Below are 24,036 nucleotides of genomic sequence, written 5' to 3'. Positions count from 1 at the left end.
TTCTATTTGAGCAAGATGTATATTGATGATTTTTCAAAAGGGGAGGATTATTCCAAACTGGAGGAGTGTATCCATATAGGTATTTTAGGGTTTGACCTGCCTCATGCAGATCATTATTACTCGGTTATCCGGCTAATGGATGAGAAAACGCACGTCATATATAGTGACAAGCTGAGTTTGCGCATGTTATACTTAAATCAACTGGATCGGACCTCCAAAGAGGAGAACGAAGAAGAGGTTTATAAGTGGGCAAAGCTGATATCGGCGAAAGATTGGAAGGTGTTGAGAGAGATGGCTGAGAAGAATGAATATATGAAAGCAGCGGTAGAAGAGATGGGGAAGATCAATTCAGATCAGGAACTGCGGTACAGATACCTGAAAGAAGAGATGAGATTATCGGATGAGACAACGATCAGGAATGCTTTTATTAATAAGGGGCGGGAAGAAGGAAGGGCCGAGGGATTACAGATGATGCTGCGTCTGATCAAATCGATGCTGAAGGATGGCATTGGACAGGAGGAACTTGACCGTCTGGAGACAGATGAGGAATTTAAGGAAAAGATGATTGAGAAGTATATGAAGTGATATTCCGGCGGTATATAGATCTGCCTTAAAAAAGGACCAATTCGGGCTGTTTTCTATTTGAAGACAGCCTGTTTTTATTTTATAGAGGAAGGCTGTTTGCAGGCGTTCAGGAGTGTGACAGAAAGCAATGTTCAAACACGCCCTGGTATTTTCAAAATGCAGCCTGGGATATAACTTTTTTCTCTGGGATGTATTTTTACATTGCTATAAAAATTAATAAGATACGAAAAAAGGATTTTTGAATACCATATAATAGAACGTACCAATTGCGAAAATAAGCGATTATATGCTGAATACCAGCAATATCCGGAAAAGAAATGGGATTAATTTTTATATTATTCTGAAATAATATTGACACGTTCCAATTTATGGATTATACTATGCAATATAAAGAATAAAAACGGGATTGGTGTAAAAAATAGTCTCTCATAGATTATTGATTCGCCCAAATTTGTGCCGGAGCCACAAATTTGATTCGCAGCTGGGAATTTGAAATTTTCAGCGCGTGCCTGTGCATAAAATGCTCCGGTATGGAGGGATTTATATGAAGAAAGAAGTGTTGATAGCAGCTCACCGTGGAACATCAGGCGCTAACATCATACAGAATACCATAGGGGCTTACGAGAATGCGCTGCTGCATGGAGCCGATATTCTGGAAGTGGATGTGATCCAGACAAGGGATGGGGATTTTTTTACGTTTCATAACGGACAGGAACCGGGTCTGGTAGGGACCAGTCAGGATATCAGAACCATGACTACAAATCAGGTGAAGGAACTCAGATTTATTAACGGAATGCAGGAACGGGTTTTAGAACCTGTTAATGCCCTGGACGATGTGCTGGAACATTTTAAGGGCCGTCAATGTCTGATTAACATTGACAGGAGCTGGTTTTACTGGAAGGATATCATTCAGGTGCTGAACAGGCATCAGATGAATGACCAGGTCATTTTAAAGAGCCATCCTGAGAAGGAAGAGCTTGAGATTTTGGAAGCTTCAGGGCCGCAGCTCATGTATCTGCCGATTTTGAGGGATCCGGCGAAATTGGACTTTGTGAAGCAGTATGGGGTGAATCTTTATGGGGCGGAAGTGATCTTTGAAACGGAGGACAGCATTTTTACATCGGAAAAATTTATTGGGGAGATGCACAGGCAGCAGAAAAAGCTTTGGGTTAATGCCATTACGTTAAATGATACGATAAAACTGACAGCGGGACATGACGATAACAGCGCTATTTTGTCCGATATGGATGAAGCCTGGGGCTGGCTTTTGGATAAGGGGTATGACATCATTCAGACAGACTGGCCGCTGCTGTTGAGGAATTACATAGAGAAGAGAAACGCATAAACAGATGACCGGGCCGCGAAAAGCGGCAGAATAGGAGAAGAAAATGAACAAGAAAAGATGGATGGCGGCAGCTATATTAGTATCAGTGGCCTTAACCGCGGGATGCGGGCAAAAAGGCGGTTCCGGCACGGCTGACCCGGCAGTTTCCAAAACAGAAGAGAAGTCAGGTTCCAAAAGCGGCAGCCCGGTTACGGTCAATTATTATGGCAGGCCGGATGACAACAAGGTGGAATCTACGATTGTGGCGGCATTTGAAGCCTCTCATCCGGATATTAAGATCAACTATGTGGAACTGCCGGATTCTTCTAACGACCGTTTAAAGACGATCAATACGGTCTTGCAGGCAGGGGATGCGTCCATAGATGTGTTTGCGGGAGATGTGGTCTGGCCTCCGATCTTCGCCTCCGCGGGATGGGTGATTCCATTTGACGAGTATCTGACAGAGGGGGAACTGGGGGAATATTTGTCAGGCCCATTAAGCGCCTTCCAGCTTCAGGGAAAAACTTATGGGCTCCCATTTATGTCTGACGCAGGCGGGTTATACTACAGAAAAGATCTCCTGGAAAAGTATGGGAAGGAAGTTCCAAAGACATGGGCAGAGCTGAAAGAGACTGCCGCAGAGATTGTTGAAAAAGAGGGGAACCCTGATTTGAAAGGATTCGTTTCCTACTGGAAACAGGCCGAAAGTCTGACAGGTTCCATGCTGGAGATGTATTGGGAAAAGGGCGGACGCGTTATAAATGACGACGGAACCAGCGCCATTGACCAGGCTCTCTTGGAAGAGACGCTGGCAGATATGAAAAAAATGATGGATGACGGGCTGACTGCGCCGGGAATCGAGACATTTGGAACAAAGGAAGCGAGAGATGTGGTCTGCGCGGGAAATGCGGTGTTTGCGAGAGACTGGCTCAGCGGATATGGACCGTTTAACGATGCGGAAACTTCCAAAGTCGCGGGCAATATGATGCTTGCGCCTCTGCCGGGAGACGGATGTCTGGGGGGCTGGGGAGTTATGGTATCCAGTTTTTCAAAGCACCAGGCGGAAGCGGTTGAATTCGCCAGGTTCAGAGCCAATTATGAAAGCCAGATGACCGCTTTTGACCTGGTGGATATTAAGCCGACCCTTAAAAAGGTTTTTGAAGATCCGGAGATCCTGGCGAAAAAGGCGGAGATGCCTCAGTATTTGAAGGCCCTTGACCATTCCAGGCCAAGACCCCAGTCGCCGTATTATGCGGAGATTTCGGGCATTATGCAGCTGGAAATCCATAGTGTGATCACGGGTATGAGCACGCCGGCGGACAGTGCGGATAAGATTGTGAAGCAGGTGAAACAGGTCATCCAGTAATTTTAAAGAAAAAGGAGAAGCCCATGGAACGAAAAAGTACCAGAATTGGATATTTTCTGCTTCTGCCCAGTGTGGTTTTGATCGCTGTTATGATTGTTTATCCGGCGGTAAATACGATCTATCAGAGCTTTTTCGAGATCAGGACCCAGACTGCGGCTTTGGGAGCAAAATTTGTGGGGGTTAAGAATTATATCCGTGCATTTCAGGATGAACATTTTTGGGATACCTTGTGGTGGACCCTGGCATTTACCGGAGTATCGGTTTTTATTGAACTGATCATCGGCATGTGCCTGGCGCTGGTGATGAACCGGAAGATACCGGGACAGGGGCTGATTAGAACTGCAATCCTGATTCCATGGGCGATTCCCACGGTTGTATCGGGTATTGTCTGGACCCAGTTTTTCTCACAGAACGGGCTGGTAAATTTCGTGATGCAGGTGATGAATCTGATCGATGCGCCCCTCAACTGGCTGGGCAATGAATGGCTTTCCAGACTTTCTATTCTCATTGCGGATATCTGGAAGAATACGCCCTATATGTCGCTGCTGCTTCTTTCGGGACTTTTGACCATATCCAAAGATTACTATGAGGCGGCCCAGATCGACGGAGCCAGCAAATGGCAGCAGTACTGGAAGATTACCCTGCCTCTGATCAAATCTACCATGTCGGTTACGGTGCTGTTTCGGATTATTTCTGCCATGAGGGTTTATGACCTGATTGTGGCAATGACGGGCGGCGGGCCGGCAGGGAGAACGGAGACGGTGTCCATGTATGCGGTCAACACTTATTTTACATATGGCAACACGGGATACGGAGCGACTTTGTCGGTGCTCATGCTGGTCATATCCGTGGGAATCAGCCTGTTCTTTGTGGACAGTTTAAAGACGAAGGGAAGTGTTTAAATGGGCGTGAAGATGACGGGATGGAAGAAATTTGTTTATCTGCTGTTTGTGGCCGCGTTTTTATTTGTGATGATTTCACCGATGCTGTATATGATTTCGGCTTCATTTATGGCGGAATCGGATCTGAGCCGGATTCCTCCGCGGATTCTGCCTTCGGTCTGGAGCGTGAAGAATTATGTGGCGGCGTTTGTGCAGCAGCCGCTGCTTAGGTATGTATTCAACAGTTTTGTGATCACAACCATCGCTGTGGCGATCTGCATAACGGCGGGAAGTATGGCTTCTTATGCGCTGACCAGGACGAATATCCGGTTTAAAAAGGTATTTTTAATCTTTGTGCTGACCATATCGCTGCTTCCTACGATCACACTGATCAGTCCCATTTTTAAAATGTACAGCAAGCTGGGGCTTTTGAATACTCATATCGGTCTGGCGCTGATCGTGTCGGTTCTGGATCTGCCGATGACGATCTGGTTTTTGACAGCCGTGTTTAAGGGGATACCGGTTTCATTTGAAGAGAGCGCTAAACTGGACGGGGCCAATATGTTCCAGTTGTTTGTATATATCATTATCCCGCTTTTAAAAGCCAGTATTTTTTCCATCAGCATTCTGGTTTTTATCGGGGCATGGAACCGTTTCCTCTTGTCCCAGGTGCTGAACCAGTATGAGCAGTACCGGACTGTGGTGGTGGGACTGACTTTGTATCAGACAACCCATACCATTCCGTTTGGGGTTGTGGCGGCCGCGGGTATGATAACGGTTCTGCCGCTGATGGTTATGGTGTTGGTGTTCCAGAAGAATATTCTGGGCGGGATTATGGAAGGGGGGGTGAAAGAATAATTAGGGCTTAAAAGCAGGGAGAGACGGCAGAGGGATGTACTTGAGAATTGGAGTGAGTTAAATTCCGCAAGCCTTGTCCGGAGAGCTCTGCTTGCACTTGTAATTGGGGAAGCATCGGGCTGGAGAGAGGACGCAAAAGTCAGCCTGCATCGGGCTGGCGATGGGGACCGGGCTTTATGAAGGGACGGTTATTACGCTGAAAACACTGCAGACCAGGGCGCATTCGGAAATCGTGCAGAAAATCAGTGGATAGAGCGGGCTGAAATATTTATAAAAGAGATGAAGGCGGCTTTTCTTGGAACTGCACCGCCGGTATGCCTAAAGGATGGCGAGTGGCTGTAAATGGTGATTTGGGGTGCCTGGAAGAATATATGATTATAAAATATTTTCAGCAATTCATCTTGAAAAATAAATAGACTTTACACTCTGAATATGCTACATTGTTTATAGGATATTTATTGGAGCAGGAAAGAGGGGATACAATGACAGATTCGCAAAAGCTTGATTTTATTATAGCGAATATGGTTAATATGGCGACTAAAGAAGATTTAAGCCACATGGCGGCTAAAGAAGATTTAAGTCAAATGGCAACTAAAGAAGATTTAAGCCATATGGTGGCTAAAGAAGATTTAAGTCAAATGGCTACCAAAGAAGATTTAAGCCATATGGTGGCTAAAGAAGATTTAAGTCAAATGGCAACTAAAGAAGATTTAAGTCAAATGGCAACTAAAGAAGATTTAAGCCATATGGCGGCCAAAGAAGATTTAAGTCAAATGGCAACCAAAGAAGATATAAGCCACATGCCATCTAAGGAAGATTTGCAGTTGTTGAAAATGGAATTGTATGATGAAATAATAAGAGCAGAAAATGCTGTTGATAAATACAACGAAATACTAAAATCTCTTAATGTAAAATACGATACATTGCTGCTGCAATCTGATAATACAGTGTTGCTATTGAAATTAGTAACTAATTTACAGGACCGGGTCACAGACCTTGAGAAGAAATTGGCATGATATTAAATACAGATTTAAAGGTGTAAAAGTCTAAGAGAGATCAAGGCTTTGCACCTTTTTATTTTCTCTATTATGCAACATAGATTTTAAATATTCAAATTAGCCTTTGACAATAATTTCATAGGTTTTATTTTAAGGTCTAATACGATTCTGTATATCCGCCAATTGTTTCATACAGGGGAAACGTTCATCAGCAATTAAGCCTGTACAGACACCATAGAAATCCGGTAATTTGAATTTATCAGCAATAAGTTCTGTTAAAAAACTGCGTCTGCTGGGATTTTTTTTACTGGTGTCTGCCAAACTATTTCGATAGGGATGCTATCAGCATATCCACATTTGCTAAACGTTCACGGCTGGTTTCCCATGTTTTTTGAGAAATTATGGCCGCAAGAATTTCTGAAACTACTGCGTTACTGACATTGGAATAGAAGGGCAGCCCGGCGTTTGCTTTGGAGTACAGGGTTACATCCGCAGTGGTAATGGTGTTAGTTTCCTTTTTGTCCGTTATGACAATGAGATTAGCACGCTCTCGATTCACAGCCATAAGAACTTCTTTTTCTAAACGGCATAAACGCCCAAAACTAAAAAGGATAACACAATCATCCTTTTTCAGATTGGCCAGAATGGAAGAAGCCTCAAATCCCCATTCGGTCAGCTTGAATAGGTTGGGCAGAATAGGGAGAAGGAGGGTGTATAAGGTCTCGACTGCGCCGATTCTGGAAAAAGACCCAACAATATAGTGGCTCTTTCCCTGGACCATCAAGTCAGCCGCTTGTGAAAATGTCTCCATTTCGTTGCGTTCAATGGTTTTCTGGACCATGCCGCAGTATAAGTCTTTCATCTGCTCCGTATTTTCCAATGGGAAAAATTGACGCATCTCCATTCCGGAAGTGAATTTTGTCAGTGTGTTGACATCCTCCGGGTTCTTATCAATCAGCAAAGCAAGCTCAGCTTGTACCTGACGCTTTAAATCAGCAAAGCCATCATATCCCAAGGTCCTGGAAAACCGGACAATAGAGATGTCACTAATATTCAAATCTGCAGCGATTACTTTTAAGGACTGAAACGCGAGGATCGACTTGTTTTTGATAAAGTATTTCGCAATTTTACTCTCAGTTCGAGTCAGTCTTGCTTCTTGAAGCCGCTCCTCAAATGTTTTTTCCACGTCTATGATCCCCTTTACATTTTATTTAGCATGATTATAACGTATATTATTTTGGATTGCAAATATGTTGCGAATACAAACAAAATATTCGTATAAAAGTCACAATTATCGACAATAAATGTTGTAAACTATGACAAAAAATATCGAAAAACCGCTAAATATGTTGACATTTACAACATATATCAATATGATAAGAATACAAACGCAACATAAAGTCGGCTTTTTAAAATAACAAGGAGGAACAGAAAAGTATGTTAAACTTAGGAATCATCGGCTTTGGCGAGGCAGGCTACTACCTCACTAAAAACCTCATCGAAGGCAGTGTGCAGGTATACACCTTTGATGTGGCCGTAAACCAAGAGGACGAGAGAGCGGAACTGATCGCCTGTAGGGCCAGGGAGAATTCCGTCATTCTTGCAGACTCCATGGAGGATCTTTTTGAGAAAGTTGAGATCGTGTTCTGTCTGACCAGTGCTGGCAGTGCGGTGCCTGTAGCCAAGAGCATCAAAAGCCTGCTCCGTCCGGGCCAGGTTTATATCGACCTGAACTCCACCTCACCACAGACCAAAGAGGAGATAGCTGCAGCTCTGGATGGAGCTGAGGGTATTTTTGTGGAGGGTGCTGTCATGGGCGCTGTTCCTGCGAAAATGACCCAGGTACCCATTAATGTCTGCGGACCGGATGCTGGGGTGACTGCTCAGCGTTTGAATGCAGCAGGTTTGAACATTCATGTTGTTGAGGGCAAAATCGGATCTGCCTCGGCTATGAAAATGTTTAAGAGTATTCTTTCTAAAGGTATGATTGCCCTCATTTCCGAGACTGTTTTCTGTACAGAAAAGTACGGCCTGACCAAACCAGTCCTGGAGGACCTGATCAATACCATCAACCAGATGACCTTTGACGGATTCTGTAACTACGTTGTAACCCAGGCGGCGGTTCATCACGTCCGCCTCTCCAAGGAGATGGAGGAAGTAGTTAAGACACTGGACAGCCTTGGGGAAAATTCCATCATGACTCAGGCCGTTCGGGACAAGTTTGTCTGGATGACCGAACAAGGCTTTGCAGATTATTTCAAGGAGCGGCCAGCTACTTATGACGAGGTCGTCGCCGTAAAACGCAAAATGGAGGGTAAAAAATGATAAGAGAATTTGTAAATCTCCGAAAAGAAATTGCTAAAGGTAAGAAACTGGCTGGTACATTCGTTCGTATTGAGAGAAATCCCGCAATTTTCTATATTGCCAAAGAAGCCGGTCTCGATTGCGTGGTATTCGACGCGGAACATGGTGCATACAACATAGAGACCCTTCACGATCTTTTGTCCACCGCTAATGCCTTAGAGGTTCCTGCCATCGTCCGTATTCCAGAGGGAACCAAGGACTTTGTTTCACGCACACTGGACGCTGGTGCTTCCGGCATTGTGGTGCCTATGGTTGGTACGGCAGAGTATGCCCGGAAAATCGCTTTTTACGCCAAGTATCCGGATATTGGCAGCAGGGGGTATACATCCAGCAGCGGCCATACCCAGTACACCTCCTTTGCCAGGCATGTGGAGCTGATGAAGGAGGCCAATGAACGAATCCTGGTCATCGTCCAGATTGAAACTTTGGATGGTGTGGACAACGTGGACGAAATTGCGGCTGTGGACGGGATTGATATGCTGTTCATAGGGCCAAACGATCTCTCTGTTGCTTTGGGCATTCCTGGTGACCTGACTAATCCCAAGGAGTTGGAGGCCATTAAGAAGGTCAGCGATGCCGCCAAGCGACACAATAAGGGATTTGCTATGGCTGCAGGCAAAGGTCTGTGTGAAAAATTCAAAAATGAGCTGGATCTCTTCGTCCTGGGCGCTGATGCTGCAATGCTGTTCAGCGGCATGAAGGATGTTCGGGAGACAGTGGATGGTTTTATTGCGGAGAAAGAGGAGGATTGATAATATGGGTACGACTGCTATTCTCACATTAATTATCCTGATTGCGACTACTTTAGGCTTCATCTTCAATATTGCTCCCGGCGGCTTGGTTTCCATGACTGCCGCCATTGCTCTGGCCCTGGTTGGTGCGGTAAGCCCTGCTGATGTGTTTTCGCCTATGGGCGGCACAACCGTTGCGCTGGTTATGACCATGATTGTGTTAGGATATGCCCTGTTTCATGTCGGTGTGGCAAAGAAGATGGCACAGGCTATCGTTAAGATCGTGGGCAAATCGGAATCCCGTATCATGATTGCCGTGGTCATCGTTGCTCTGATTTTGTCTGCTGTATGCAGCGGCGTTGCTGTGGTTGCCGTACTGCTCCCGATCGTAATCAGCATTTGCCTTGAGGCCAATATCTCTGTTTCCCGTCAGCTGATCCCGCTGTCCTTTGCCGCCAGCATCGGTTGTAACCTGACCCTTGTTGGCGCCGCCAGCAATGTGGTCGTGGCCGGTGTACTGGAAAATGCTGATGTACCCTTCCTTTCATTTTTTGAGTTGGGAAAGGTTGGCCTTCCTCTCTGTATACTGTTTATTATCTATTTCCTGCTGATTGGAAAAAGACTGCTTCGTAACGGTGACACGTCTAATCAAGAGTATATTCAGAGACTTACGGCGAAATCCAAGGATGACGAGAATTTTAATACCAGAAAGGCTTCTATTACTGTAATCGTGCTGGCTGCTGTTTTTGTGGCTATGGCTTTGGATTTAGACCGTTTCCCCATGTACTTTGTGGCTGGTATTGGTGTTGTGGTCCTGCGTTTGACCAACTGTATCAACGAAAAAGAGTTTTTTGAGTCCATCGACTTATCAACGCTGTTTATTGTTTCTGGTCTCATGACATTGGCTACCGGTGTCAGTAAGAGCGGACTGGCGGCAGCTATTGCCAACGGCTTTATAGCCTTCCTGGGTGATAATCCAAGCAAAATGATTGTACTTTTGGCTGTACTGGTGATTACCTGTATTTTAACCAACCTCATGTCCAATACTGGTGCGGCCGCCCTCCTCACCCCTGTTTTTCTTCCCATTGCTCAGACACTGGGGGTAAACCCGGTAGCAATTGGTGTGGCAATTTGTGTAGGGGCATCCATGCCTTTCCTGACACCTTATGGTTCTGGAACGAATACATTGTTGATTGCTCCGGGCAATTTAACTGTACGAGATTTCTTTGTTCCGGGTATTGGACTCACCATCGTGAGTATCATCGGCTCTATGATTTTCATTCCTCTTGCGTTTCCGCTTTAATGAAAAACGCTGGTGTATAAATGGGTTTTAGAGATCACATAGAGATTTAAAATTGAAGTTGAAAATGGTTGATTTATCTGTTAAATTCAGTTAAATACTTGTAATCCCAATAAATATGTGCTACTATGTATCAATAATTTAATAATAAAATCTTCAGGGCAGGGTGTAATTCCCTACCGGTGGTATAGCCCACGAGCCGCAAGGCAGGATTCGGTGAGATTCCGAGGCCGACAGTATAGTCTGGATGAAAGAAGATAATTAGGATTGCGTGATTACTGTTTAACGCTGTATTTTTGATTTGCCCTGGAATGAGATTTCTCATTTCAGGGCATTTTTTATTTCATAGGAAAGTTCATCCTATGAAATAAAAAAGCCCTCCGGGCAGGATCGCACTACGGCGGCGGGGAATTATGTCGCTGAAGCGGCCTGCCGCCCGGATGAGTCTTTAGCTGCAATCCTGACCGTTCCATACACAGATACCCTGAATTTTAATTGATTCAGGGTATTTTTGCGTTGTAACGGTGGGAATAAGAAAATTAAATGCGGAGAAAGTGAGGAGCAGAGTGGAAAACAAAGAAAACCATAAAGAACAGTACGGCCTGAAAAATGAAGAAAAATACATGGCCCTGGCCCTGGAACTGGCGGAAAAAGGAGCCGGTTTTGTCAGTCCCAACCCAATGGTGGGCGCGGTGGTGGTGAAGGAGGGCAGGATTATCGGCACGGGATATCACAAAGCCTGCGGGCAGGCCCATGCGGAGCGGAATGCTTTGGCGGACTGCCGGGAATCGCCGGAAGGGGCGGATCTTTATGTAACACTGGAACCGTGCTGCCACCACGGGAGTACCCCTCCCTGCACAGAGGCGATTCTGCAGAGCCGGATCGCCAGGGTGATTGTGGGGTCCCGGGACCCTAATCCGCTTGTGGCGGGAAATGGCATCCGCATGCTGCGGGACAGGGGAATTGAGGTGGTTACAGGGGTGCTGAAGGAACGGTGTGACCGGCTGAATGAGGTTTTTATGCACTACATCAGCACGGGTACGCCCTATGTGGTTTTAAAGTACGCCATGACGCTGGATGGGAAAATCGCAGCGGTTTCAGGGGATTCCAAATGGATAACCGGAGAAGAAGCCAGACATTATGTCCACCAATGTCGCAGCCGTTACAGCTCTGTTATGACCGGGGTAGGAACTGTATTGGCGGATGATCCCATGCTCAACTGCCGGATTCAGGGCGGCAAAAATCCGGTCAGGATCATCTGTGATTCCAATCTGCGGATGCCGTTAGAATCCCGGATCGCGGCCACGGCGGCAGAGATTCCCACAATTCTGGCAAGCTGCTGCCAAAACCGGGAAAAGGAAGAGGCGTACCGGAAATGCGGGATAAAGATTCTGCATACAGCGCCTAAGAATGGCCGCGTCGATCTTCGTGAACTGATGAAAATGCTGGCAAAATTGGAGATCGACAGTATTTTTATGGAAGGCGGGGGTAATCTTAACTGGTCTGCATTGGAATCCGGCATTGTAAATAAGGTGCAGGCATACATAGCCCCCAAACTGTTTGGAGGCACAGGCGCAAAAACCCCTGTAGGGGGAGTGGGAGTGGAGCGGCCAGACCAGGCATTTTACCTGGACCAGATATCCACAAGGCAGATTGGCGGTGACTGGCTGATAGAAGGGAAGGTGAAAAAATCGTGTTTACAGGAATCGTAGAAGAGATTGGAACGGTAAAGGAACTCCGCAGAGGAGCAGATTTCTGCATGGTGGAGGTCAACTGCAAAAAAGTGCTGGAAGGGACCGGGGCAGGTGACAGCATCGCGGTCAACGGCGTCTGCCTCACGGTAACATGGCTGGACGGCAGGGGTTTCCGTGCCGACGTGATGCACGAAACCATGAACCGGTCGTCTTTAGCCCGCTTGATACCCGGAAGCCGGGTGAATCTGGAACGGGCCATGGCAGCAGACGGCCGGTTCGGAGGCCATATCGTAACCGGTCATATCGACGGCACAGGGACTATATTGAGGACGGAAAAAGACGGAATTGCGGTTTGGTATACCGTTAAAACGGACGCAAATATCATGAGATACATCATAGAGAAAGGATCCGTGGCGGTGGATGGGATCAGCCTGACTGTTGCGGATGTGAAGAAGGACACCTTTTGCATCTCCGTAATACCCCACACCATGTCCGAAACAATTCTGTCCGAAAAACGGCCGGGAGATGTGGTGAATTTGGAAAATGACTGCGTAGGGAAGTATATCGGCCGCCTGGTAAATAGCCCGGAAAACGTTGAAAATGGCAAAAACGTTGAAAATGGCAAAAACGGTGAAAACAGCAAAAACGGGGAAAACAGCAAAAACGGGGAAAACAGCAAAAATGGTAAAAACGGCAAAAACAGCAAAAACGGGGAAAATGGCCAAAATGGCAAAAGCATGGAAAACGGCAGAAACAGCAAAAACAGTGAATATGGCATCACAGCGGAATTTTTAGCAAAATATGGATTTTAGAAAGGCGGTAGAATAATGTTTCAGTACAGCAGGATTGAAGAAGCTTTAGAGGAACTTAAAAACGGCAGAATTATTTTGGTGACAGATGACGAGGACAGGGAAAATGAAGGAGATTTCATCTGTGCGGCCCAGTCTGCGACCACGGAAAATGTGAATTTCATGGCAGTGCACGGAAAAGGGCTGATCTGTATGCCCATGAGCCTGGAGTTATGTGCCGGGCTCCAGCTCCCCCAGATGGTTTCGGATAATACGGATAACCACAGCACCGCATTTACCGTATCCATCGATTATATCGGCACCACTACAGGCATTTCAGCGGCTGAACGCAGTCTGACGGCTATGAAATGTGTGGAAGAAGGCGCCCGTCCGGAAGATTTCCGGCGTCCGGGCCACATGTTCCCCCTGGCGGCCAGGAAAAACGGGGTTTTAGAACGGCCTGGCCATACGGAGGCAGCGGTGGATCTAATGCGGCTGGCCGGTTTGAAGGAATGCGGCCTGTGCTGTGAAATCATGAGGGATGACGGAACCATGATGAGAACGCCGGAATTAATTGAATTAGCCGAAAAATGGAACCTGAAAATGATCACCATCAAAGATCTCCAGACCTACCGGAAGCAGAAGGAATGTTTGGTAGATTTAGCGGCCGTAACCCGGATGCCCACCCGGTATGGTGAGTTCATGGCGCATTGTTATGTAAACCGTTTGAATGGGGAACACCATGTGGCGCTGGTAAAGGGCGGGATCGGAGACGGCCGGGATCTTTTGTGCCGCGTTCATTCGGAGTGCCTGACCGGGGATGCATTTGGTTCGAAACGGTGCGACTGCGGCCAGCAGCTGGCTTCTGCCCTAAAGCAGATTGAAAATGAGGGCCGGGGCGTGCTTCTGTACATGAGACAGGAAGGCCGGGGAATCGGCCTGGTCAATAAACTGAAAGCGTATCAGCTCCAGGATAGAGGCATGGACACGCTGGATGCCAACCTGGCCCTGGGATTCGCCGGGGATTTAAGGGAATATTACATCGGAGCCCAGATTTTAAGGGATCTGGGGGCCAAAACCCTGCGGCTTATGACCAATAATCCGGATAAAGTTTACGGACTTTCCGGTTTCGGTCTGGAAATTATAGAACGGGTACCCATTCAGATGGAGCCGACCGAAGAAGATCTTTTTTATCTGAAGACAAAACAAAAGCGCATGGGACACATTTTAAATTATTAAACGGAGGAATTGTATAATGAAAATTTATGAAGGTAATTTGGTATCGGATGGAATCAGGGTTGGGATTGTAGTATCCCGTTTCAATGAATTCATAACCTCAAAATTATTATCAGGAGCGGTGGACGGGCTGAAACGCCATAATGTGGAGGAAGATCACATTGAGGCAGCCTGGGTTCCGGGGGCATTTGAAATACCCCTGATCGCATCTAAAATGGCTCAGAGCGGCAAATATGACGCAGTGATCTGCCTGGGGGCGGTGATCCGGGGAAATACCTCTCATTACGAGTATGTGTGCAGCGAGGTTTCCAAAGGGATTGCGGGTGCAGCCTTAAACAGCCAGGTTCCGGTTATGTTTGGAGTTCTGACCACCGAAACCATTGAACAGGCCATTGAACGTGCCGGCACGAAAGCGGGTAACAAAGGATTTGAATGCGCCGTGGGGGCTGTTGAGATGGTGAACCTGATACGGGAAATTACTGCGTAGACGCTGATTTGGGCTGTTTCAGCGCTGATATGGAACTGGATTATAACGCGGCCGCTGCCGGTAAGGGCCATTTCAGCGCGAACACCAGATGGGGGTATTTCACCTCAGATTATTTACATTTTCCACAATACACCGTATACTTATCATAAGAATAAGAAAAGGCGGTAGGGGATATGGAAGAAAATGAGTATTACACAATACCGGAATCGCAGCTTTGCAGGAAATGCCATGTCAGGCGGATCGATCTGACGGAAAACAGCAATTCGATTCTGTGTAAGGAGTGCAGGGAGGAACAGATCAAATATCCGTTTCCCAAGAAAATGATACCTGCGGCAATTATTATCATACTGCTCCTGGGTGCGGCCCTGATCAGGGTTCCCAAAACGTTAAGCTGTTACAAAATCTACCAGTCGGCCAAGGCGGAGGCCCAAAGCGGTGAAGTATATGAAGCGCTGACCGGCATGTTAAAAGTGCTGGAAACCTATCCGGATTCTGTTCCCGCGGCAGAACTGGCCATTGAACTGGCAATGGACTATGGATATTATGATTTCGGCGGCTATCTGATTAATGAATACATGGTTGGGAAAGAGGTGAATGACAGTACCTACGCAAAGATGAACATGTATACAGACCGCTTAACCAGATATTACAATACCTATGATAAGATGGATGAGATCAGCCAGAATTTGGATGTGAATCAATCGGAAGAAGAGATCATGGCGTCTTTGAAGCGGGAGCTTCTGGCGTGTGTGGATGATCCGGAACAGTATCCGGCGCTGATCTATTACTATCTGGGCAATATGTCAACTGATCCGGCTGAGGCGGAACAATACCTGGAAGCGGGGATTAAGGAAGATCCCAATCTCACAATGCTTTCCTCCGCTTTGGGAACCTTAAAACGCCGTGCCGGTGATTTTGAAGGGGCCAGAGAGCTTTATCAGAACATTTTGGACAGGGATAAAAGCGATCCGGCGGCCCTGCGGGCCATGGGAATCCTCTGTATGCTGGAAGGCGATATGGAACAGGGTCTGCAATATGTTCAAAGATCCTATGAAGAAGACCCGGAAGGGATGTATGTCAAGGAAACTCTGCTCATCGCGCTGATGGAAAACGGAAGGGCAGAGGAAGCTGAAACCATGAAAAAGCAGTTTGAGGAAGCGGGCCAGGTGTTCGATGAGGAGTTTGACAGTTATCTGGACGGCAGCGTTTCCCTGCACGATTATTATGTAGATGAAGAATAGGGGGAGAAAGATATGATTATCATACCTGGTTTTTTGATTTCACTGCTGACGTTTCCGGGAGTAATCGTTCATGAATTCGCCCATCAGTTATTCTGCAGGATTATGAGGGTTCCGGTTTATGATGTGGTGTATTTTCAGGCTAAAAATCCGGCGGGGTATGTGGCACATGAGCCGACGGAAAAGCCGCTGGCGTCATTTTTGATCTCTACGGGGCCATTTTTCGTAAATACCATTCTGGGGATGCTGATTGTATTTCCGGCGGCTATTGAATTGTTCCGGTTTGAGATCTATAAGAATCCGCTGACGCTTCTGCTGGGGTGGCTGGGAGTTTCGATTTTAATGCATGCATTTCCAAGTACGGGAGACGCCAAGGTGATGGTACAGGCCATACTGAAGAATCCGGATGTGAATCCGGCGGTTAAGGTTGTGACTGCGCCGGTGATCGGGCTGGTGTATCTGGGGGCGCTGGGTTCCATGATGTGGCTGGATTTGGTCTATGCGGTGTTTATGGCTATGGTGATACCGAATCTGGTGGTTATGCTGATGTAGAAGAGGCTGAGCTGACAGTTATGGCAGAGGATTATAAGAAGGACAGAGGAGCGGGATAATTCGCTCCTCTCATTTTAGATAAAATAGGCTGTAAAAATAGCTGGGGAGTATCGTGTAAAAATATTTAGGCATGGAGGATGACACGCAATTTATAATTTCCTGGCTTTAATGACAAAAGCTGTGGGAAGCATTAATGCTTTTCTGCCAAAATCATTATTTGATGCCATCGCTTTTTCTCTGTCTGTTTCTTCAATAAGCTTTTCGATAAGAAAACCATTGTTGGCTAAAGTATTAATATACGTACTCAACATACGGTTGGAAAGCATAATATCTTTGCTGCTGATATCTGCATGATACCAATCTTCTTTAAAATAGGAATTACAGAAAATAAGTCTGCCATTCTCAACGGAGACACATTTATGAATGGGGTGCGACCATCCAAAAACGAATGTACCGTCCTTTTTTAGATATGAGTGAATGCGCTTAAAAGTTTTATTTAAATCAGTGCTCCAGCCAATACCATAAACGGAATAAATTAAATCAAAATAATCGGTTGGAATACCGCATTCATTTTCCATAGGCGAACAGATAAGCTTTGCATTGATTCCCTGTGCTTCGAGGAAGTTTTTTGTGAGTTCAATTTGATTTGCGGATATATCCATTCCCCACAATTCTACGACACCTTTTTCTGAAACATATTTTAATGAATGACCGTTGCCACAGGCAACTTCAAGAACTTTTTTATTCGATAAACTTCCAAGTAAATTTAGATGTTCTTCAGATGGAAGAAAAGCTGCCCAATTTGGTAAAAAAACGGTACCTAATAGTTTGCTGCCTATTGTACTCCAGAAGTCAGTATTTGTTTTATGCACTTTGTAAACATCTAGCTCGATATTTTCCGCATCATCTAAAATTTGTCCCCCAACAATGTTCTTTTTCATCATTTCTGCTTCTTTTACAAGTTTAATCATATTTTCCTCTGCTTTCTTTTTATAGACATCATCAGTCAGTTTTTCACCCGAAAATAATTCATTAAGATCGATTTTGAGAATTTTACAAACTGGCTGCATAAAAGATAATTCAGGCATTCCGTTGCCGCATTCCCACTTACTTACAGTTTTATCGCTAATATTAAGAATATCAGCAAATTCTCTTTGAGTTAAATTCTGCTGTTTTCTCATTTCGGCGATAAATTTTCCGATTTTAACTTGGTTCATACTGTCACCCTCCCCTTTTTCTTTAGAATTATATAATAGTTACCTGTAAAATCATACCTACGAATCGTAGAGTTGATATTAGAGATTCTTAAAAAGCAAAAGGATACTAAACAATTTACCATACTCCGCATGTTATATGCTATAATTTATTATATATTTTGGTTCTCCTCATTCCCCACAATCAGACTTCTATGTGCCTTGTGGAAGATATAACATGAGGGAAAACTAAGTGAAAAGTCAAAATCAGAATTAGAAGTTATGGAGGCGGTATGATGAAAGCTGATATCAAAACAAAAAATATCATTTATAATATTCTGTTATATAGCGTAATGATTTTATATTTGGTGATATTGTTTGCCCTTCTGTTTCAGAAAAAAAGAATAGGTTCTTTTCAATCCATAAACCTCATTCCTTTCCGGACAATCTCAGGTTATTTGTTCAGTGAAGACATTATTTTGAGGTCTTTTGCATTGAGCAATCTATTGGGAAATGTTGTGATTTTTGTACCTTGTGGGATTTATATAACGTTGCTGAACCGGAACAAATCAGTCATTGTCAATACATCCATAATCGCTTTGCTTAGCGCACTTGTTGAAGCCGCACAATTTGTTTTCAAGGTGGGCGCAAGTGATATTGATGATGTAATATTGAATGCGCTTGGCGGTTTCGCCGGTGTTATTCTGTTCCGCTTAATTTATATGATATTTAAGGATAAATCAAAGTCAGCCATTGCGTTAATGGCTCCAATTGGAGCCATACTTGCATTTATTATTTTAATATTAGTAAATCTATAAAAAGCTGATTGAATTGGAATGGGAGGGGTAAAGATGAAAATGTTTTTCTTGATATTTAGTGTTGTGTTTATAATTTTAACTTTTGCCGGAGCCGGATATGTTCTCTGTAATCACGGGCAGGTAAATGCTGGATATGCTGTTGTTCCTATGGTTTTTTCATTGATCGGACTAAGTTTTTACCGGAAGTATAAGTGATCAATTCTAAAAGTCTTTCCATGGGCAGCGTTCCATCCAGGCTTATATGCCTGCATTTCTGTTTTACAAGCCTTTCCCAGAGTGGATGTCCCGGATCCGGAGGCTCCGTAAATATGTATAACTGACATGAGCGCACCTCACTAAAGATAACGTTGCTGTTCCTGATATCTATTGTATTGAGTTTTGCCCTGTTTGTCCATCACACTCTGAAATTTTCAACAAATGCTAATATTTGTCTTAATCATAAAAAGGCCCAACGCTCATATCAGCCCCGGCAGCACATCCCCCGGCTTTTCATGAATCATATAATCCGCCCGCCTGTCCATAAAATGTTTTTCTTCATTAATTAATATCAGTTTATTCCCCTTATAATATGGAAGAAAATTAGCGGCCAAATGAGCATTCAGATGGCATCCCAGCACCAATAGGGTATCGGCTTTCTCCACTTCCAAAGCCGCCTGGGCTATGGCTTTGCTGTTCAGCATTTCGCCCATCAGCCGTACCGACGGGCGTACTGGAATGCCGCATTTTTCACACAGCGGGATAGGAGTATTTTTTTTCATGTAATCGATGGTATACTTTTTTCCGCATCTGGGACAGATGTTTTGATAAATGCTGCCGTGAAGTTCGATTACATGCCGGCATCCTGCCCGCTTTGAAAGACTGAATAGTTCCCGCGTAATTACAGCTTTTAGATTCCCGTTCTGTTCCATCCTGGCAAGTGCCTGGTGGCAGGGGCCGGGAACTCCCGGACGGTTAAGGATTTCATTCCGGTAGAACTCAAAAAACTGACGGGGCCTGGTGTTGTAGAAAGAGGCGGAAAATATCTCTTCCGGCGCATATCCATATTTCATCTCTAAATCATACAATCCGTCCTCCTGGCGGTAATTCAGACACCCGCAGTCCATACTCACTTTCAGCCCCAGCAGGCAGACGATATCAGATGAACCGGCAATGATTTCTTTAATGCGGTCAGCTTGCATAATTATCCTCCTTTGTGTAAAATTTATACAAAAAAAGGCATGGTCAATAAGCCCACGCCCTTTTTCAATACCTTTCATGCAAAAGTATATCACTATGAAATGATTTGTCAATTTAAAATTGTTAATTTATTAACTTTTCTTCCCATTCATTAGGTTTAAAGCCGACTAATACGAAATCATCCCCGATGATCAGCGGCCGTTTAACCAACATCCCATCCGTTGCCAAAAGCTTTACCTGAGCGTCCTGGTCCATGTCGGGAAGCTTTTCTTTTAGAGCCATGGATTTGTATAATAATCCACTGGTGTTAAAGAATTTCTTGGTGGGAAGACCGCTTTTTCCGATCCACTCGTTCAGCTCTCCGGCATTGGGATTCTTCTCTTTGATATGCCGGTCTGTATAGGAAACCTGATGATCATCCAGCCATTTTTTCGCCTTCTGGCAGGTGGAACATTTGGGATATTCTAAAAATAATACGTTCATTATGAAACCTCCTGGTCTGAAAAATTTTGATGGAATAAAATTAGTAACTGTTCAGGACATCCGATTATTCCGCCGCCCGGAACTGCTGCTAAAATTATTGTATAACAGGTTATGGAATATGAAAAGCATTAATATGATGGTAGTAAGATTCTTTTATTAAGGCAAAACAGCGGTGAAGGCGTGCCAGCGTAACGCAGTATTTGCGTAACGCAATATTTGCATAACGCAATACTTGCGTTACGCAGTATTTACGCAAAAACCGCTCCGGCATGGAGGTAATTTATGAAAATATTAGCGGTTCTTTCAGATTTTATTATCCCTATTATTATTTTTTATATTATTGGATTTGCTGTTTTGATGAAGCGGCCAGTCTATGATGATTTTGTGAAAGGAGCAAAAAAGGGCGCAAAAACAGTGGTTGATATTATGCCCACGCTGGTGGGGCTTATGGTGGCGGTGGGCGTTTTGCGGGCCTCCGGATTTCTGGACGCGGCGGCAGAAGCGTTGGGGAAAATAACGGACCGGTTCGGATTTCCGTCCCAGCTGCTCCCTGTGGCCATTGTGAAAATGTTTTCGTCCAGCGCGGCCACAGGCCTGGCCCTTGACATATTTAAGCAGTACGGTACGGATTCTTATCTGGGATTGATCACTTCGCTGATGCTGAGCTGTACAGAGACTATTTTTTATACGATGAGCGTTTATTTTGTGACGGCCAGGGTCACGAAGACCAGATATACTCTGACCGGCGCGCTGCTCACCACCCTGACCGGGCTGGCGGCCAGCGTATTTTTGGCGGGAATGATGGGGTAAGGAAGCTGTGAACATTTTGTGAAAACGGCATTTTTTCCAGTATATGTAAGAATTTCCTAAGTTTTAGGTGGTTGTTTTGAATGCCAAAATAATGTATAATCATTTGGAAGCTTTGATCGAATAAGAGTATGTCTGAAGGGGAAAAAAGTGGAGAATTACGAAGCATTCAATGAGTTGTGGGTTAAGCTGTTTCGGGATGTGATGGATATCGAACAGCAGGTCATCATTACCCAGGAGTTCAAAGACATTACGAATAATGACATGCATGTAATCGATGCCATCGGTATAGAAGATCCTAAGAATATGTCTGCCATTGCCAGAGAATTGTCTGTGACAGTGGGGACATTGACCATTGCGATGAACAGCCTGGTAAAAAAAGGTTATGTCATCCGAAGCCGGGGGAGCGAGGACCGGCGGGTCGTTTATATTTCCCTTTCTGACAAAGGAAAAGTCGCTTATCAGCACCATAAGAATTTCCATAGGGCAATGGTTGAAAGCATTATGGAAAGTTTGGATGAGAATGAGAGAAAAGCTTTAATGAAGGCGCTGACGAAATTAGACCATTGGTTTCGCGGCCAGCAGAAGAATTAAGGAGGCAGTACGTAACGATGAAGAAATTTATGATGTGTTTTGTAGGAGCTGCGCTGATGTTATCATTGGCTGCCTGCACGCCAACTACAAAGAAACAAAACACTACCGCCAATAGCATGGAAAATAACATGGAAGAAGTTGAGACGGCGGCGCCGGGAGGAGCGTTTGACAAGGTTCCTGACCCGACTGCGGAATCCGTGGATGTCATTTCCATTTACTCCGGCAATGAAGACGCCACCGGGCTGAAAAAGTCCATGACTGAGGTAAAGGAACTGGATGCCCAGGCGCTGGTGGACAAGCTGATCGAAGAAGGCGTTCTTTCAGAAGGAACCAAAGTGCTGAGTTTTGAGGTGACAGGAGGCAGCGACGAGGAAGAAGGCGGCCCGGGCGCTTCAAAAGATGCTTCTTCAGAAGCGTCTGAAAAGATCGGAACACTGGATCTGTCACAAATACCCTCTTCCGGAACCACAGGCGAAGACCTGATGCTGGGAGCTTTGGGCAATACTTTTATTGAGAATTTTGAATTGGATAAGCTGAAACTGCTGGTGAACGGTGAGAACTATTCCAGCGGACATATTGAGCACGGCGATGATGATTATTTGGAATATTATTCAATGAAGAAGTAGAAGTCAGAATATAAAATGGCGCAGGGAATTTAACCAATCCCCCGCGCCATTTTATATTATTTTAAATGATAATTCAGCAGCCATTCCTTAAAATATACGGTAATCACATTGAATGGCGCCGGTCCGATATCCAGCAGGAATTTATGGAATTCTTTCAAATCAAAATCCTCTTTTAAGGTTTTCTGAGCCATATCCCTCATCTGAATGATTTCCAGATACCCTACATAATACTCCAGATAGTTGGTGGGATTGGCGATCATGGCATAATACATATTATCCACAATATCGCTTCCTTCAATGCTGTAATACTGTCCCAGGTAATCGGCCACCTGCTCTTTTGTCCATTTATAATAGTTAATATTAATGTCCAGCAAAGCGTGAAGCCCCAGGGTGGAAGAATTATTATAGGCCAAAACCTGAGCAAGCAGAGGGTCTAAGCCGTTATCTAAGGTATAGCTGTAATTTTCCACGTAGGTCGCCCAGCCCTCACTGTAGCTGGAAAAGTTCATAAGGCTTCTCAGATGACAGGGACTCTGATTGAGGAAATATACGTTTTGATAGAGATGCCCCGGATATCCCTCATGGGCCAGCGTGGTATAAAGGTCCGCGCTTTCATATTTTTCATTTCCATTGATATAAATGACATTGTTTTCGAAGTTGTCGAGAGGCGGAGTCAGGTAAAATGCGGGGCTTAAAGATCCTTCCAGAGCTTTTGGCACATATTTTACCGTATAGGAACAGGGCGGGAGCTGAGGAAAATCTTTAGGGATCTTGCTCTGCAGATCATTTAAAATCGCTGTCGGTTCCGTTACGCTGAAATCGTAATTGTCCAGTTTATCCAGCACCTGGGGATTATCCCTTATAATTTTTGACATGGACATTAAATCGCTGTCAATCTGGTTTTCAATGGCCTTTTTCAGCTCATCCACCGTGGTATAAGAGGTGCCGGTGGCCGATGCGATCAGGTATTTGTAATAATTGGAGCCCTTAGGAAGACTCCACAGCCCGGATTCTGTAGTCCCTGTTCCCCGCAGCTTCTCCAGCTCTTCCGTCAGCATCTGATAAGCGGGAATGAAGTCGGATTCCAGGATCACCCTGTTTTTCTCAATATAAGCGGCCTTCTCCTCATCGGTCAGCCCTTCCACCGTATCCAGACGGCTTGCAAATGTCTCCGTCAGAAAGCTGTGCTCAGGCGTGAGCAGATACCCCTGACAGGATTCCAGAACCTCATCCAAAATGTAATCGCACATAAAGAGCCCGGCCGCGGACTGTTCTTTTTCAAATTCGATGATCTGGGCATAGTATTCGTCAATCTGTGACAGCAGGATCAGATATTCGTCGATGTCCTTTTTTCCATAAAAAACATACTCCGCCAGCAGAACCGGCAATTGGGCCTGGACTCCGATGGTTGGGGAAATGGGCTGGTAATAGAGTTCCATGCCCTCAGAGCGGACTTCTGTGGAGAGCATGCTCTTTAAAATATCATAGGTCAGTTTCTGGTCTTCTCTTAAAAGTTCTTTATCATAACCGTCCAGTTCGTCCAGGATATTCTTGGTGTCCAGCAGATCTTCCTTCATATAGTCCAGAGAAAAATTGCCAAAACCGGAATTGTATTCCGTAATCCCAAGACTGGCCGGATCCGTAACGGTATAGTGGAGGTTTAACAGGCTTTCGGATACATTTTCGCGGAAAATATCTTCGGTCAACTGGTCAAATGTCTCCTGTATCTTCAGGGCATCCTGATCATAAGTCTCGTATTCCTGGTCTTTTTCAGTGGTCTCGGCGGCTGTACCGGATTCTTCTTTGGCCGGAGGCCGGGTGATACAGCCGGATAACAGACAGAGCGTCAGAAGCAGGGCCATTATCATATAGTAAATTTTGTGTCTGCGTGTTTTCATAGAACTTCTCCAATCCTCTTTTTTCGGCATTTCATTATC

24 protein-coding genes and 1 riboswitch are annotated in these 24,036 nt (G+C 45.1%); of the genes, 19 read left to right on the top strand and 5 right to left on the bottom strand.

Annotated features, from left to right (window positions below; genetic code table 11):
• The 6 genes from GPL15_RS19575 to GPL15_RS19550 all read left to right on the top strand — a co-directional run.
• A partial coding sequence (locus GPL15_RS19575; RefSeq protein ID WP_215700356.1) for an Rpn family recombination-promoting nuclease/putative transposase occupies nt 1–585 on the top strand: 585 nt, incomplete at its 5' end.
• Between the two features lie 544 nt (nt 586–1,129).
• Nucleotides 1,130–1,930 carry a glycerophosphodiester phosphodiesterase family protein gene (locus GPL15_RS19570; protein WP_252198513.1) on the top strand — a complete coding sequence of 267 codons (801 nt, stop codon included), beginning with the start codon at nt 1,130–1,132 and terminating at the stop codon, nt 1,928–1,930.
• A 43-nt stretch (nt 1,931–1,973) separates the two neighbouring features.
• Complete coding sequence (locus tag GPL15_RS19565; protein ID WP_215700355.1) at nt 1,974–3,275, top strand: ABC transporter substrate-binding protein; 1,302 nt, start codon at nt 1,974–1,976, stop codon at nt 3,273–3,275.
• A gap of 23 nt (nt 3,276–3,298) precedes the next feature.
• Nucleotides 3,299–4,177, top strand: a complete 879-nt coding sequence (locus tag GPL15_RS19560) for a sugar ABC transporter permease (protein ID WP_215700354.1) — start codon at nt 3,299–3,301, stop codon at nt 4,175–4,177.
• Entirely contained in the window at nt 4,178–5,014 is an 837-nt protein-coding gene (locus GPL15_RS19555) for a carbohydrate ABC transporter permease (RefSeq protein WP_215700353.1), read from the top strand.
• A 482-nt stretch (nt 5,015–5,496) separates the two neighbouring features.
• On the top strand, nt 5,497–6,030 hold the full coding sequence (locus GPL15_RS19550; RefSeq protein ID WP_252198512.1) for a hypothetical protein: 534 nt from the start codon (nt 5,497–5,499) through the stop codon (nt 6,028–6,030).
• Between the two features lie 304 nt (nt 6,031–6,334).
• On the opposite strand, the gene GPL15_RS19545 is transcribed toward GPL15_RS19550, so the two are convergent.
• The gene (locus GPL15_RS19545) at nt 6,335–7,198 is read right to left on the bottom strand and encodes a MurR/RpiR family transcriptional regulator (protein ID WP_215700352.1); all 864 of its coding nucleotides are present in this window, start codon (nt 7,196–7,198) and stop codon (nt 6,335–6,337) included.
• Between the two features lie 251 nt (nt 7,199–7,449).
• Here GPL15_RS19545 and GPL15_RS19540 point away from each other — a divergent pair, with 251 nt between their 5' ends.
• The 9 genes from GPL15_RS19540 to GPL15_RS19500 all read left to right on the top strand — a co-directional run bounded on the left by GPL15_RS19540 (nt 7,450) and on the right by GPL15_RS19500 (nt 16,402).
• Nucleotides 7,450–8,337, top strand: coding sequence for an NAD(P)-binding domain-containing protein (locus GPL15_RS19540; RefSeq protein WP_215700351.1), 888 nt, complete (start codon nt 7,450–7,452; stop codon nt 8,335–8,337).
• Nucleotides 8,334–9,128 carry an aldolase/citrate lyase family protein gene (locus GPL15_RS19535; protein ID WP_215700350.1) on the top strand — a complete coding sequence of 265 codons (795 nt, stop codon included), beginning with the start codon at nt 8,334–8,336 and terminating at the stop codon, nt 9,126–9,128. The genes GPL15_RS19540 and GPL15_RS19535 overlap by 4 nt, the downstream gene beginning before the upstream one ends.
• A gap of 4 nt (nt 9,129–9,132) precedes the next feature.
• Nucleotides 9,133–10,410, top strand: a complete 1,278-nt coding sequence (locus tag GPL15_RS19530) for an SLC13 family permease (protein WP_215700349.1) — start codon at nt 9,133–9,135, stop codon at nt 10,408–10,410.
• Nucleotides 10,411–10,555: 145 nt separating this feature from the next.
• Nucleotides 10,556–10,670: riboswitch (FMN riboswitch) on the top strand.
• Between the two features lie 339 nt (nt 10,671–11,009).
• Nucleotides 11,010–12,119, top strand: a complete 1,110-nt coding sequence (ribD, locus tag GPL15_RS19525; protein ID WP_275950511.1) for a bifunctional diaminohydroxyphosphoribosylaminopyrimidine deaminase/5-amino-6-(5-phosphoribosylamino)uracil reductase RibD — start codon at nt 11,010–11,012, stop codon at nt 12,117–12,119.
• A complete protein-coding gene (gene ribE / locus GPL15_RS19520; RefSeq protein ID WP_215700348.1) occupies nt 12,101–12,913 on the top strand; it encodes a riboflavin synthase in 813 nt (270 codons plus the stop codon). Before ribD ends, ribE (GPL15_RS19520) begins: the two co-directional genes overlap by 19 nt.
• Before the next feature lie 15 nt (nt 12,914–12,928).
• Nucleotides 12,929–14,128 (top strand): bifunctional 3,4-dihydroxy-2-butanone-4-phosphate synthase/GTP cyclohydrolase II, encoded by a 1,200-nt coding sequence (locus GPL15_RS19515; RefSeq protein WP_215700347.1) that lies wholly within the window; start codon nt 12,929–12,931, stop codon nt 14,126–14,128.
• A gap of 16 nt (nt 14,129–14,144) precedes the next feature.
• Nucleotides 14,145–14,612 (top strand): 6,7-dimethyl-8-ribityllumazine synthase, encoded by a 468-nt coding sequence (ribE, locus tag GPL15_RS19510; RefSeq protein WP_215700346.1) that lies wholly within the window; start codon nt 14,145–14,147, stop codon nt 14,610–14,612.
• A gap of 173 nt (nt 14,613–14,785) precedes the next feature.
• On the top strand, nt 14,786–15,853 hold the full coding sequence (locus GPL15_RS19505) for a tetratricopeptide repeat protein (RefSeq protein ID WP_215700345.1): 1,068 nt from the start codon (nt 14,786–14,788) through the stop codon (nt 15,851–15,853).
• A gap of 12 nt (nt 15,854–15,865) precedes the next feature.
• Complete coding sequence (locus GPL15_RS19500) at nt 15,866–16,402, top strand: metalloprotease family protein (RefSeq protein ID WP_215700344.1); 537 nt, start codon at nt 15,866–15,868, stop codon at nt 16,400–16,402.
• Between the two features lie 149 nt (nt 16,403–16,551).
• Here GPL15_RS19500 and GPL15_RS19495 read toward each other — a convergent pair whose 3' ends face one another.
• The gene (locus GPL15_RS19495; protein WP_215700343.1) at nt 16,552–17,619 is read right to left on the bottom strand and encodes a methyltransferase domain-containing protein; all 1,068 of its coding nucleotides are present in this window, start codon (nt 17,617–17,619) and stop codon (nt 16,552–16,554) included.
• A 269-nt stretch (nt 17,620–17,888) separates the two neighbouring features.
• On the opposite strand from GPL15_RS19495, the gene GPL15_RS19490 reads away from it, so the two are divergent.
• Nucleotides 17,889–18,413 carry a VanZ family protein gene (locus tag GPL15_RS19490; protein WP_215700342.1) on the top strand — a complete coding sequence of 175 codons (525 nt, stop codon included), beginning with the start codon at nt 17,889–17,891 and terminating at the stop codon, nt 18,411–18,413.
• 455 nt (nt 18,414–18,868) lie between these two features.
• Here the strand turns inward: GPL15_RS19490 and GPL15_RS19485 are convergent, their stop codons facing one another.
• Together GPL15_RS19485 and GPL15_RS19480 are read right to left on the bottom strand one after the other, a co-directional pair.
• Complete coding sequence (locus GPL15_RS19485) at nt 18,869–19,591, bottom strand: Sir2 family NAD-dependent protein deacetylase (protein WP_215700341.1); 723 nt, start codon at nt 19,589–19,591, stop codon at nt 18,869–18,871.
• Between the two features lie 121 nt (nt 19,592–19,712).
• Nucleotides 19,713–20,072, bottom strand: coding sequence for an arsenate reductase family protein (locus tag GPL15_RS19480; protein ID WP_215700340.1), 360 nt, complete (start codon nt 20,070–20,072; stop codon nt 19,713–19,715).
• A gap of 282 nt (nt 20,073–20,354) precedes the next feature.
• Between GPL15_RS19480 and GPL15_RS19475 the strand changes: the two genes are divergently transcribed.
• The 3 genes from GPL15_RS19475 (at nt 20,355) to GPL15_RS19465 (ending at nt 22,099) form a co-directional block, all read left to right on the top strand.
• Nucleotides 20,355–20,882 carry a nucleoside recognition domain-containing protein gene (locus GPL15_RS19475; RefSeq protein WP_215700339.1) on the top strand — a complete coding sequence of 176 codons (528 nt, stop codon included), beginning with the start codon at nt 20,355–20,357 and terminating at the stop codon, nt 20,880–20,882.
• 147 nt (nt 20,883–21,029) lie between these two features.
• Complete coding sequence (locus GPL15_RS19470; RefSeq protein ID WP_346345007.1) at nt 21,030–21,473, top strand: MarR family transcriptional regulator; 444 nt, start codon at nt 21,030–21,032, stop codon at nt 21,471–21,473.
• Between the two features lie 17 nt (nt 21,474–21,490).
• Nucleotides 21,491–22,099 (top strand): GerMN domain-containing protein, encoded by a 609-nt coding sequence (locus GPL15_RS19465; protein WP_215700338.1) that lies wholly within the window; start codon nt 21,491–21,493, stop codon nt 22,097–22,099.
• A gap of 56 nt (nt 22,100–22,155) precedes the next feature.
• Here the strand turns inward: GPL15_RS19465 and GPL15_RS19460 are convergent, their stop codons facing one another.
• Entirely contained in the window at nt 22,156–23,997 is a 1,842-nt protein-coding gene (locus GPL15_RS19460) for a DUF885 domain-containing protein (protein ID WP_215700337.1), read from the bottom strand.
• Nucleotides 23,998–24,036: the final 39 nt, after the last annotated feature.

It is taken from the genome of Clostridium sp. MCC353 (assembly GCF_018785315.1).
Lineage (GTDB): Bacteria > Bacillota > Clostridia > Lachnospirales > Lachnospiraceae > CHH4-2.
Note: the sequence above shows the minus strand (reverse complement) of the source record. Positions and strands in the feature narration are given on the sequence as shown.

What these genes read in the sequence shown, in the direction of transcription:
- GPL15_RS19570 (WP_252198513.1), top strand. Translation starts at nt 1,130, where the DNA reads ATGAAGAAAGAAGTGTTGATAGCAGCTCACCGTGGAACATCAGGCGCT.
- GPL15_RS19565 (WP_215700355.1), top strand. Translation starts at nt 1,974, where the DNA reads ATGAACAAGAAAAGATGGATGGCGGCAGCTATATTAGTATCAGTGGCC.
- GPL15_RS19560 (WP_215700354.1), top strand. Translation starts at nt 3,299, where the DNA reads ATGGAACGAAAAAGTACCAGAATTGGATATTTTCTGCTTCTGCCCAGT.
- GPL15_RS19555 (WP_215700353.1), top strand. Translation starts at nt 4,178, where the DNA reads ATGGGCGTGAAGATGACGGGATGGAAGAAATTTGTTTATCTGCTGTTT.
- GPL15_RS19550 (WP_252198512.1), top strand. Translation starts at nt 5,497, where the DNA reads ATGACAGATTCGCAAAAGCTTGATTTTATTATAGCGAATATGGTTAAT.
- GPL15_RS19540 (WP_215700351.1), top strand. Translation starts at nt 7,450, where the DNA reads ATGTTAAACTTAGGAATCATCGGCTTTGGCGAGGCAGGCTACTACCTC.
- GPL15_RS19535 (WP_215700350.1), top strand. Translation starts at nt 8,334, where the DNA reads ATGATAAGAGAATTTGTAAATCTCCGAAAAGAAATTGCTAAAGGTAAG.
- GPL15_RS19530 (WP_215700349.1), top strand. Translation starts at nt 9,133, where the DNA reads ATGGGTACGACTGCTATTCTCACATTAATTATCCTGATTGCGACTACT.
- GPL15_RS19515 (WP_215700347.1), top strand. Translation starts at nt 12,929, where the DNA reads ATGTTTCAGTACAGCAGGATTGAAGAAGCTTTAGAGGAACTTAAAAAC.
- ribE (WP_215700346.1), top strand. Translation starts at nt 14,145, where the DNA reads ATGAAAATTTATGAAGGTAATTTGGTATCGGATGGAATCAGGGTTGGG.
- GPL15_RS19505 (WP_215700345.1), top strand. Translation starts at nt 14,786, where the DNA reads ATGGAAGAAAATGAGTATTACACAATACCGGAATCGCAGCTTTGCAGG.
- GPL15_RS19500 (WP_215700344.1), top strand. Translation starts at nt 15,866, where the DNA reads ATGATTATCATACCTGGTTTTTTGATTTCACTGCTGACGTTTCCGGGA.
- GPL15_RS19495 (WP_215700343.1), bottom strand. Translation starts at nt 17,619, where the DNA reads ATGAACCAAGTTAAAATCGGAAAATTTATCGCCGAAATGAGAAAACAG.
- GPL15_RS19490 (WP_215700342.1), top strand. Translation starts at nt 17,889, where the DNA reads ATGATGAAAGCTGATATCAAAACAAAAAATATCATTTATAATATTCTG.
- GPL15_RS19485 (WP_215700341.1), bottom strand. Translation starts at nt 19,591, where the DNA reads ATGCAAGCTGACCGCATTAAAGAAATCATTGCCGGTTCATCTGATATC.
- GPL15_RS19480 (WP_215700340.1), bottom strand. Translation starts at nt 20,072, where the DNA reads ATGAACGTATTATTTTTAGAATATCCCAAATGTTCCACCTGCCAGAAG.
- GPL15_RS19475 (WP_215700339.1), top strand. Translation starts at nt 20,355, where the DNA reads ATGAAAATATTAGCGGTTCTTTCAGATTTTATTATCCCTATTATTATT.
- GPL15_RS19465 (WP_215700338.1), top strand. Translation starts at nt 21,491, where the DNA reads ATGAAGAAATTTATGATGTGTTTTGTAGGAGCTGCGCTGATGTTATCA.
- GPL15_RS19460 (WP_215700337.1), bottom strand. Translation starts at nt 23,997, where the DNA reads ATGAAAACACGCAGACACAAAATTTACTATATGATAATGGCCCTGCTT.